Source organism: Leuconostoc inhae, assembly GCF_019656015.1.
Taxonomy (GTDB): Bacteria; Bacillota; Bacilli; order Lactobacillales; family Lactobacillaceae; genus Leuconostoc; species Leuconostoc inhae_A.
In genome coordinates, this window is sequence record NZ_BPKW01000029.1 from 1 (window position 1) to 8,073 (window position 8,073).

An 8,073-nucleotide genomic window follows, 5' to 3' on the forward strand; every position below is an offset into this window, starting at 1 on the left:
TGCCGATCGAAAAATGAAAGTAGCTTAATCACTGCAGCCCTAGATAAAAAATAGTCCGATTTATTGACTTATGAGCAGGTGGCTTTACAACATTCAGCACATTTATACTTCAAATTAATCAATTAGGTAGAGAAAATTTTTTAATTAGTATTATTTATACATTAATTAGTTTTATACTGGCTTACATTGCAGTTGTTTTTGGGAAAAATGTAGGAAAAAATCGGAGATTAAATCAGTGAATTTTTTTAACTTTTATTTGTATTTCTGTTTAGCTGCTGGGCTAGGTGCTGTTATTCGATATCTAGTTATAAGTTTTATGCCAAGGATTACAAATTTTTTCACAGGTGTTTTTTATGTTAATATTATTGGTGCTTTTTTGATGGGTGTATTATCAGTTAATATGAACAGCAACGTCTGGCATATTATTATTGGAACGGGTTTTATTGGCGGCTTGACGACATTCAGCACCATGATGACACAGGGAGAGCAGTTTAATAGTTTTAAACGGAGTATGGTATATTTTGCATTGACATTAGTCTTAGGAATTTTTTTATTTATTGTAGCTATACACATACACGTTTAACGAAATACTTTGAATGTGAAACACGCAGTTTTAAATGTCTTTGATGTTTTGTTAATACATACACAAAACGAATTCGCTTGATTCTGTTTTAATCAAAGAATGAGAATATATAAAGAAAATCGTTAAATTTTCCTGTATTTGGAATCAACCCCCTTTTTGTTGTAAACTGATTTTATGTTTAAAAAAAGAATTAGACTCAATACATCAAAGCTGTCAGTAGTATTATATGGCACACTTATAGGTTTTTTAACAGGAATAGTTGTTAGTGTCTTCCGCTGGACAATTGAAAAATTGCTTCAATTTGTGCAAACGCTGTATCTCGATATTTCACATGGCAATATAGCGTTAATATTTTTAGTGATAACTGCTAATTTAATTTGTTTTTTAATTGTTTCATGGATGTTAAACAAAGAACCTAATATATCCGGTTCCGGCATTCCACAGGTTGAAGGTCTATTATTGGGTGAACTAAAAATAAACTGGTGGTCGACATTGTGGCGGAAATTTATATCAGGAATTTTGGCTATTGGTAGTGGTTTAATGCTGGGGCGGGAAGGTCCTTCAATTCAACTGGGTGCATCAATTGGTCAGGGTGTGGCATCATATAAACGTCTTAGTCATAATCAATCGAAAGGGCTTATAGCCAGTGGTGCCGCTGCAGGTTTATCATCTGCATTTAATGCACCTTTAGCCGGCGTTATGTTTGTATTGGAGGAAGTCTATCACAGTATTTCTCCCTTTGTCTGGGTTGGTGCATTGACAGGCGCAAGCGTTTCGGATTTTGTCTCTACGGTTTTGTTTGGCCAAACACCAGTTTTATCTATTGGACACTTAAGCGTTTTCCCGGTACAGTTATATGGTTTATTGTTGGTATTTGGTATTATATTAGGCTTATTTGGCTTTTTATATCAAAAATTTTTACTATTCAGCTTAAATTGTTACAGTAAAATTAGGGTTCCTAAATATTTATACGGTATCGTGCCGTTTATCTTGGTGATACCGATTGGAATTTTATGGCCAAATCTTTTAGGTGGGGGAAATAATTTAATTTTATCACTGAAAGAAGCACCTATGACAATGAAAATGATCATCGTAATTTTGTTAGTTCGATTTGTTTTCTCAATGATTAGTTACGGTTCCGGTCTGCCAGGGGGAATATTTTTACCTATTTTGACTCTAGGTGCACTAAGTGGCGCATTGATGGCTCATATATTTGTCTATTTACATCTCATGAGTGCAAATTATGCTTTAAACTTTATTGTGATCGGTATGGCAGGTTATTTCGCATGTATTGGTAAGGCACCATTTACTGCAATTATTCTTATCTTTGAGATGGTTGGGAGTGTGACCCACATTTTACCTTTAGCACTTGTAAGTTTAGTAGCCTACTTAGTAGTTGATCTATTAAATGGTGCACCAATATATGAATCTTTATTAGAACGTTTGTTGAAAAGAAAACCAGCGCATTTAGCGACGTCCTCCATGATAACTATGGAAGTCACTGTTCTTGCTGGTGGTATGCTAGAAGATCAACAAATAAGAGACTTACAACTGGAATCAAATAGTTTGATTACACTGGTCAGAAGATCTGAAAATGTACTGATTCCCAAAGGAGACTTAGTATTACGTGCTGGTGATATTATTTATATTAGAATGAACCAAAAAGATGCAAAAATTACTAGAAATCAACTATCACTTAACAACTAAATAAATTTCAAAAACACGATTTTAGAGTTTTTGCGTCGAAAAGATAAATTCGTTATCAATTAAATTACAATTACAGAAATAATTACCAGGAGATTCTTTTTTACAAATAATTGGAACCAGCTTTAGTTTCAAATTCAATTGAGATAACATCACTTTATCGTAATTTAGAGTGTTTTGATTGAGTGAGCACATCGTAATAGTGAAATTATATTCAACATAATTGTATCAAAATAAAAATTTGCCTAAGAAGAGATGGAGTATGATGATATAAAAATTAGTTTTGTACTAACCATCAGCTTTTTTTGGTGTAAGTTCTTTGTTTAAACAATTTCTATATATTCCTTTTTTGCTAATAAAAAATCATATTTTTTTAATTAGAGACAGAAAATGTCTTTTTAAAAATTATATCGTAGGATCAGGACAATAATATATAGCGAAATTTGATTTGAATAATAAAACTATGGTATATTTAACTTAATTTAATTTAAACGGTTGGGCGCAAGCTTCAAGAATTGTTAGTCGGGGAACTAGCATTTTTTGGAGCTTTTTAAATATTAGGAGAAATAATGGAATATCTATTAATCATGTTCTTAGTCATAGTTACTATTTTTCTGGGAAAGGTAGGCACCTGGTTTGGTTTTTCTGAAGTTGTTGGGCAACTATTTTCAGGTATCATTTTAGGATCCAGCATATTTAATATAGTACAGTCAAGTAATTTAATCCACTTGATAGCTGAGATAGGTATTTTTTTACTGATGTTAAATTCGGGACTAGAGTCGGATTTAAAGGAAATGAAAAGATACATTAAAGCATCGTCACTCATTGCAGTTATGGGGGTACTACTACCCTTAATTACTTTCCCGATTGCATTTTTATTGCTTGGATATAATATACAGACTTCCATATTTGCCGGTGTTGTGTTCTCTGCAACTTCAATCTCTATAACGTTAGCTGTACTATCGGAACAAAAAAAATTAGCCACTGCAATAGGAGCAATCATACTTTCGGCGGCTGTAATAGATGACATAATTGCTTTGTTTGCGGTGACTTTATTTTCTGTTTTAGTAGGTGGAGGTGCACTGGGGATAAACAGTATTTTACCATTACTCGCTTTTGCGTTAGGTATACTACTCAGGAAGTATAATTTTTCTGATAAAATTGGTGTTATCAGTACGAAAATGGGTAATTCTTTCTTTTACCCTGTATTTTTCGGGTCCATCGGTCTTGAAATCGTAATCCAGGGACTGGGAGATAAGATAACAGCTATTATAATTTTTAGTATTCTAGCTATTGTCACAAAATTTGTTGGCTCGTTATGGGGAGCAAAAATTTCTGGTCTAGATACCAGAGTTTCAAGTGCAATTGGGGCAGGCATGATTTCTAGAGGTGAGATGGCCCTTGTGATTATTCAAATAGGTATATCATCACATATTATTGATGATTATACTTCAGCGGAGTTTATTGTTGCTGTCATCGTTTCAACAATAGTAGCTCCGATAATCATGAAACCACTGTTCAAAAAGATTTGATATTACAATTATAAAAGTTGTTATATTAGCAAATGGCTGATTGGTTTCTGTCAGGTTATGCGTTATAAAATTTCATTTTGCTACTTAAACAAGGTTCCAAGCCAATAAGTGAAGGCCATTGTGAGCACTCCTGTGAATATGTTGCGTAAAATAGCTGGAATTATTGGTGCTCGTCCCGCCCAAGCGCTTAGCCAACCAGTTAAAAAAAGTGCCCAAAGTGTTGCTAAAATTGTTCCTATAACTTTCAGATTGTCGGGTAGTAATATCACGGATAGTAATGGCCAGATACCACCAGATATTGAGGCAATAAATGATGATACTAAGGCATGTGCAGGGCTTAAATACTTTCCAACTACAATACCGTACTTAATTTGTACATAGTGTTTCAAAGCATCATTTGTCATCAGGTCATCCGCCACACGTGCGGCTAATTTAGGATCAGCACCCCGTTGTTCATAATATATAGCAATTTCATCATGCACAATTGTAGGTTGGGTGGCCAAAAGGGTCTCAGCTTTTGCAACAACTGCTTTTTCTGTATCTTTTTGTGACGAAACCGAAACAAACTCCCCTGACGCCATAGAAAAAGCAACAGCGAGCATTTCAGCAATACCAGCTACAAAGACGACTGTATTATTGGTAGTCGCACCAGTAACACCGAGGATGACACCAGCGCCACCAATAATACCGTCATTGGCGCCCAACACTCCAGCACGAATAATATTTAATTTTTCTGATAAAGTCAATTTTTTGTATTCCATATTACGCAGCCATTAATAAGCCAATTAAGTATGTCACGGACATTGTTAATAGCCCCATCAGTACGTTTCGTAAAATCATTGTTTTTTTTGGTGTATTTCCATACACGGCTGAGAAATAGCCGGTTAAAACCAAGGCGAAAATTACAAAAATAAGAGTTATGACGACACGGTATGTCATCGGGACAAAGATCATACCGACCATTGGCAGGATGGCACCGAGGGGGAAAGCCATCATTGAAGCAATAGCAGCTTCAGCTGGCGAGATAAAATCATCCTCATTTATGCCATAGCGTGCGTGTAAGGTTTCTCCTAATGCATCTTTTTGCATGCTTTGTTGCGCAAGTAACCGTGCATTTTCCTCACTGATGCCATCCGTTTGATAGTGTTGTATCAGAAATTGAGCTTCTTGTGAAAAATTATTAACTAGCGCACTTCTTTGTTCGTCTTTAGCTGAACGCTCTGAATCTAATTGTGAATTTACGGATACATACTCACCTGTGGCCATTGAAAAAGTACCGGCGATTGTTGCTGTCAGGCCAGCCAGAAAAATTGTCCAAGTATTCATTGAGGCCCCATAAACACCAAAAACAACGCCAGCAATTGAAATAATACCGTCGTTCGCTCCCATCACAATGGCACGTAGAATATTTATTTTTTTACTAATTTGTATATCCATGTGTAAATTATAACATTTTATTTTACGGTTAATTACAAGAATTAAATGAACATTACAAATTACTGCAAAACATGCCGTGGTGATACACAGTTGATTATTTTCATTGATCTTATACTGATCAAATAAGTGGTTTGGTCTCATTATTTGACGCCCACTAATTAAGTATAAGATCATGTATTTGTGCTATAATGAGCAAAGGAGGAATTAAATAATGACTAACAATGAGATGAAGTTGAAAGATTACGGACCACATCCATTTGCTGTTGACCTTAGTCAGGCGGCTATAAAAAATGTTAATTATCGCACAACCTTGTGGACAGGAGATCATTTTCAAGTTACTTTAATGGCAATTCCACCTAATGGTGGTGATATTGGAATGGAAATTCATCATGGTAATGACCAGTTTATTTATTTAGTTGAAGGTGTCGGACATGTTCAGATGGGAAAAGATAGAGAGAAATTGACTATTGATAAGGATATTACTCCTGGTGAGGCCATTATTATTCCTGATAATACTTGGCACAATGTTATCAATGTTGGTGATCAGGTTATGAAGTGCTACTCTATCTATTCACCAGTTAAGCATGAACACGGTGTTACAGAATCGACCAAGGAAGAAGCTATCATTCAAGAAGGGGAGCTTGAAGGCTCTGAAGAGTAATTTAACAAAGCATACATTTATTTGACAAAAGCGCATAAGCGCTTTTTTTTCAGTGTATGAGGAGAAATGATGAAAAAAGTAAAGAAGATACAAATTTTAGGAATGTTAGTTTTGATAATATTGAATTGTCGGCGATATTTTATGATCAGAAATCAATAAATTGAACTACTTTTGTTCAGTTGCTTAGGCAACATTTGAAATTTTGAGGTAAGGTTGCGATTATAAAAATTAGTATACCACCCGATAGCTGCTTGGAATTCAGTTGATGTTTGGTATGCTTTCAATATAACTCTTCCATATGTCCCTTGTCGTATGTTTGCCATTGCTGCGAGTATGAATGTTTCGATCCAGACTTTTGATATTTAATATTAAAATCAGCACTTGTGTATTGTGATCCCCCTGCCCTTTTCCGACAGTTCACAAAGTCAGGTTTAAGCTTTTTTCACAATCTATACCAATTTAAAAATCGTCACTGGTTAATGCTTTAAATTTTCTTTTTTGTGTTGATGTTAGTGAATTTTGAACATAACTGTCAATCAATAATTCTATTACTTCGTAGTCAAACTTTGTTTTGTTAATAGCTTTGAGTGCAGCTAATTCCGTTTTAATACTTTCAGAAATTTTAATCTGCGACTTTTGATTGACAAATTTTTCTTTATTAGATTTTTTGTTTTTAGTTTCAATAGTATCTGTTTTAATTGTAGATTGTGGTTTTGGTGCTACTTTCTTTTCTCTACTATCATTTAAAGAAAATTGTTCTTTAGCTGGGATGTTACCTTGTACTCTTGGGCTCATTCCTTTTAGTACGCTATTACTCATTTTAGTTTACCTCTTTTTCATAAAAATTTAGTCTAGTAATTAGCTCATCTGTGACTTCGTTATACTTTTGTAGAACTTTTAAGTCATGTCTATCATGATTTGTAATTCCATTTATATCAAAGCGTTTAATACGTTCCATTTGTGGCACAATTGTTGAGAAAATATTGCTTTCACCGAAAATTTCTTTGGCATTTTCAATAATATATTCATCAACTGTTCCAGTATTTTTTAAAAGAACTGGCAGTAAACCTACAACTGTTAGATTTAGATCATATTTTTCATTTAGTTTATTTAACTCTTCGATATAATTTTCAGCACCAGTTAGTGAATGTTCTTGTGTTTGTAGTGAAATTAAAACATAGTCAGAACTAGTAACAGCATTACGTGTAATTTCTTTAGACATTGGTGGAACATCAATAATAATAATATCAAAGCTTTCTTTTATTGGATCTAATAGTTTTGAAAAATAAAAATCTTCGTCTGTTTGATTGTCTGTGTTTTGGTATAAAAACTTGGCAAATTCTTCGAAATCAATATTTGAAGGCATTAAAAATAAATTATCAATAATTTTTATTGGTAGATCATCAATTTTATTGTCAGCAATACCACGCATAAGTGTTTTTTCAAACGTGAGTATTCCGTCTTCATCTTGGTTTAACTTTGTTAAAGTTAGTGTTTTTGTGGCGTTTGCTTGGGGATCAAGATCAATAACTAAGGTCTTAATTCCTTTTTGCGCTAATGTATATGCTATTAGAATACTATTAGTAGTTTTTCCTACACCACCTTTGAAGTTTCCAACTGTTAGCGTGATTGCTTGTTTTCTATTTGTTTTTAATTCCATGATTAGTCCTTTATAAAAAAATAATATATAACTATATAACTATTTATAAATATAACTATATCACTATATATAAATATATCAATAGATAAATATAACTTTTTAACTATTTAACCGGCTGTACATACTGGTTTTATAGTGTTTATAAATAGTTAAATATCCCGTTTTAACTATTTCACTATTTATAAATATCCATATATATAAATAGTGAAATAGTTAAATAGTTAAATATCACTATTAAACAAATATATTGTTGACAGGGTGATTAGGGTGTATTATATTGATAGTGTTAATAAAAAAGAATAAAAGAAAAGCCACCAAGGATTGCCGTCCTTGATAGCTACATACATCTTATTTGTTTGATCAATGTAGCTCTATTATACAACATAACCTTTGTGTTGTAAATGTGGGTGATTTCAAAAAGAGTGAAGCCAAACACTTTAAGGGGTATGGTTGATATGACAGGTAGGGGGTAGTTGTGTTTCTTGCAACTCGGTAG

At 33.5% G+C, this 8,073-nt stretch carries 8 protein-coding genes and 1 pseudogene; 5 read left to right on the forward strand and 4 right to left on the reverse strand.

Annotated features, from left to right (window positions below):
- Window positions 1–89: 89 nt before the first annotated feature.
- The 4 genes and pseudogenes from K5Q14_RS09905 to K5Q14_RS09660 all read left to right on the forward strand — a co-directional run.
- Window positions 90–239 (forward strand): annotated as a pseudogene (locus K5Q14_RS09905) (fluoride efflux transporter FluC); the annotation flags it as partial.
- The gene (locus K5Q14_RS09650) at window positions 236–583 is read left to right on the forward strand and encodes a FluC/FEX family fluoride channel (protein ID WP_013102144.1); all 348 of its coding nucleotides are present in this window, start codon (window positions 236–238) and stop codon (window positions 581–583) included. The pseudogene K5Q14_RS09905 and the gene K5Q14_RS09650, both read left to right, overlap by 4 nt.
- Before the next feature lie 174 nt (window positions 584–757).
- Window positions 758–2,290 (forward strand): ClC family H(+)/Cl(-) exchange transporter, encoded by a 1,533-nt coding sequence (locus tag K5Q14_RS09655; RefSeq protein WP_010277814.1) that lies wholly within the window; start codon window positions 758–760, stop codon window positions 2,288–2,290.
- Window positions 2,291–2,856: 566 nt separating this feature from the next.
- Window positions 2,857–3,819, forward strand: coding sequence for a cation:proton antiporter (locus K5Q14_RS09660; protein WP_010277818.1), 963 nt, complete (start codon window positions 2,857–2,859; stop codon window positions 3,817–3,819).
- 80 nt (window positions 3,820–3,899) lie between these two features.
- On the opposite strand, the gene K5Q14_RS09665 is transcribed toward K5Q14_RS09660, so the two are convergent.
- Both K5Q14_RS09665 and K5Q14_RS09670 read right to left on the reverse strand, forming a co-directional pair.
- Entirely contained in the window at window positions 3,900–4,580 is a 681-nt protein-coding gene (locus tag K5Q14_RS09665) for a VIT1/CCC1 transporter family protein (protein ID WP_010387498.1), read from the reverse strand.
- A gap of 1 nt (window position 4,581) precedes the next feature.
- The gene (locus tag K5Q14_RS09670; RefSeq protein WP_013102147.1) at window positions 4,582–5,256 is read right to left on the reverse strand and encodes a VIT1/CCC1 transporter family protein; all 675 of its coding nucleotides are present in this window, start codon (window positions 5,254–5,256) and stop codon (window positions 4,582–4,584) included.
- Between the two features lie 211 nt (window positions 5,257–5,467).
- On the opposite strand from K5Q14_RS09670, the gene K5Q14_RS09675 reads away from it, so the two are divergent.
- Window positions 5,468–5,917, forward strand: coding sequence for a cupin domain-containing protein (locus K5Q14_RS09675; protein ID WP_220735499.1), 450 nt, complete (start codon window positions 5,468–5,470; stop codon window positions 5,915–5,917).
- 459 nt (window positions 5,918–6,376) lie between these two features.
- Here K5Q14_RS09675 and K5Q14_RS09680 read toward each other — a convergent pair whose 3' ends face one another.
- Both K5Q14_RS09680 and K5Q14_RS09685 read right to left on the reverse strand, forming a co-directional pair.
- Window positions 6,377–6,736: a hypothetical protein gene (locus K5Q14_RS09680; RefSeq protein ID WP_013102149.1), complete on the reverse strand. Its 360-nt coding sequence runs from the start codon at window positions 6,734–6,736 to the stop codon at window positions 6,377–6,379.
- Between the two features lies 1 nt (window position 6,737).
- Window positions 6,738–7,577: a ParA family protein gene (locus K5Q14_RS09685; protein ID WP_012304962.1), complete on the reverse strand. Its 840-nt coding sequence runs from the start codon at window positions 7,575–7,577 to the stop codon at window positions 6,738–6,740.
- Window positions 7,578–8,073: the final 496 nt, after the last annotated feature.

Excerpts from the sequence above, each read along its gene's own strand:
- K5Q14_RS09655 (WP_010277814.1), top strand. The coding sequence starts at position 758 with ATGTTTAAAAAAAGAATTAGACTCAATACATCAAAGCTGTCAGTAGTA.
- K5Q14_RS09660 (WP_010277818.1), top strand. The coding sequence starts at position 2,857 with ATGGAATATCTATTAATCATGTTCTTAGTCATAGTTACTATTTTTCTG.
- K5Q14_RS09665 (WP_010387498.1), bottom strand. The coding sequence starts at position 4,580 with ATGGAATACAAAAAATTGACTTTATCAGAAAAATTAAATATTATTCGT.
- K5Q14_RS09670 (WP_013102147.1), bottom strand. The coding sequence starts at position 5,256 with ATGGATATACAAATTAGTAAAAAAATAAATATTCTACGTGCCATTGTG.
- K5Q14_RS09675 (WP_220735499.1), top strand. The coding sequence starts at position 5,468 with ATGACTAACAATGAGATGAAGTTGAAAGATTACGGACCACATCCATTT.
- K5Q14_RS09680 (WP_013102149.1), bottom strand. The coding sequence starts at position 6,736 with ATGAGTAATAGCGTACTAAAAGGAATGAGCCCAAGAGTACAAGGTAAC.
- K5Q14_RS09685 (WP_012304962.1), bottom strand. The coding sequence starts at position 7,577 with ATGGAATTAAAAACAAATAGAAAACAAGCAATCACGCTAACAGTTGGA.